Below are 2,141 nucleotides of genomic sequence, written 5' to 3'. Positions count from 1 at the left end.
CGCCGGGGAGACCGCGGTGTCCCCGCGGCGCCCTGCCCGTCGCGCGCTGCTGCGCGGGCTCGCCTGCGGCGCCGCCGGCCTCGCGGTCGGTGGGGGCGGTGCGTACGCGTACCGCCGTGCGACGGAGGAGGATCCGCCGGTCTACCGCACCACCCCCGCGAAGGGCGCCCCGCCCAAGCCGCTGTGGGTCTACTCGCTGCAGGGCCAGGAGGCCAGCGGCGTCAGCGTCATCGGCAGGATCGCCGTCGTGGAGACGCTGGGCGCGCTCACCGCGGTGAACGTGCGCACGGGCAGGAAGGTCTGGGACTCCGACGTGTTCGCGGACGGGAGCCTGATCGACCTCGGCCGCGGCCTGGCGCTCGTCCCCCAGTCCCTCAGCGGCATCGCGGTCATCGACGTCGCCAGCGGCAAGTCGAAGGGCGCCATCGAGAAGTACTCGCTCAACAGCAAGATCGGCTACCAGGAGCCCGCCGGCGCCGCCGACGGGGTCTTCTGCTTCCTCGGCGTGGAGAGCGGGAACACGGAGAAGTTCCACGCCGTGGCGTACGACACGAGGAAGCGCGAGGAGGTGTGGAGCACACCGCTGCCCAAGGGCTTCGGCGACCTGAGCGCCGACCCGATCAGCGACGGCGACCACGTCAAGCTCCGCGGGCGCGAGATGCTCGTCCCCAGCGCCCCCACCGCCGGCTTCGCCTTCACCTACCTGGCGCTCGACGTGCGCGGCGGCGACAAGGCGTGGGAGCAGAAGTACGACGGGATCGCGGACCACGCCGGCCCCAGCACGTTCGCGACCGGGGCCGGCATCCTCGTCAGCCCCGAGAACGACGCGAACAGGCTGCGCGGGTACGAGATGCGCGGCGGCAAGCTGGTGTGGAAGCAGCCGATGAAGGACCACTTCTTCGCCGCGCTGACCGACCCGAAGTCCCGCGTGCTGTACGGCACGCAGGACGCGCACATGGTCGCGATCTCGGTGCAGAACGGCAAGCGGCTGTGGCGCACGCCGGTGTACTCCGGCGGCAGGTACGACGTCAACGACATCGTGCTCAGCGGCACCGGCCGGACCCTCTTCTACAGCAACGACGCCGAGGTGCAGGCGTTCGACGCCCGCGACGGCTCCCCGCTGTGGCGGTTCGCGACAGTCAGCGAGGCCGGCGGCTCCTCCACCGACGGCCCCGGCGTCTCCGGCCGCGTGCTCGCCGCGGGCGACGGCATCGCCCTCGTCATGTCCAAGGACGCCCTCTACGCACTCCCGGTGGACTGATCCATGGCTGCCTCGATGACGCCTCTCACCCACGACGACCCGCAGCGCCTCGGCCCGTACCGGCTCGTCGCCCGCCTCGGCAGCGGCGGCATGGGCACCGTCTACCTCGCCCGCTCCGCGGGCGGGCGCACCGTGGCGCTGAAGACCATGCACGCCGACCTCGTCAGCGGCGAGGCGGGCACCGCGGGCGCCGAGTTCCGCACCCGGTTCCGGCTGGAGACCGACGCCGCCCGGGTCATCGGCGACCGCTACGGCGCCGAGGTCGTCGACGCCGACCCGCTGGCGGAGACGCCGTGGCTGGCGACGGAGTACGTGCTCGGCCCGCCGCTCGACGAGGCGGTCGCGGTGTGCGGCCCGCTGCCGGAGGCCACCACGCGGGCCCTGGGCGCCGCGCTCTGCGAGGCGCTGGGGCAGCTGCACCGCTCCGGCGTGGTGCACCGGGACCTGAAGCCGTCGAACATCCTGCTCACGTCGGCCGGTCCGAAGGTCATCGACTTCGGCATCGCCCGGGCCGCGGGCGACGACCACCTGACCCGTACGGGCACCGCGGCGGGCACGCCCGCCTTCATGTCGCCCGAGCAGGCGTCCGGCGTCGAGCACACCCCGGTCGGCGACGTGTTCGCGCTCGCCGGCGTGCTGGTCTTCGCCTGTACGGGCCACGGCCCCTTCGGCGGCGGGCAGGCCGCGGATCTGCTGTACCGGGTGCGCTACGGCGAGGCCGACCTGTCCGGCGTGCCGGCCGGGCTGCTGCCGCTGCTGCAGCGCTGCCTGGCCAAGGAGCCGGAGCACCGGCCCGGCACCGAGGAGCTGGCGGGCCTGCTCGCCGAGGTGCTGCCGGGCGGCGCCGCCGACTTCGCCGACCACCTCCCGGACGCCCTGC

General features: G+C 74.0%; 2 protein-coding genes. Both read left to right on the top strand.

The window, feature by feature from the left end:
* On the top strand, positions 1–1,261 hold a 1,261-nt coding region (locus ABD317_RS36225; protein ID WP_344296192.1), incomplete at its 5' end, for an outer membrane protein assembly factor BamB family protein.
* Between the two features lie 15 nt (positions 1,262–1,276).
* The coding region (locus ABD317_RS36220; protein WP_344296190.1) for a serine/threonine-protein kinase at positions 1,277–2,141 on the top strand (865 nt) is incomplete at its 3' end.

It is taken from the genome of Streptomyces synnematoformans (genome assembly GCF_039531005.1).
Classification (GTDB): domain Bacteria; phylum Actinomycetota; class Actinomycetes; order Streptomycetales; family Streptomycetaceae; genus Streptomyces; species Streptomyces synnematoformans.
This window is presented reverse-complemented; position numbering and strand designations above follow the sequence as displayed.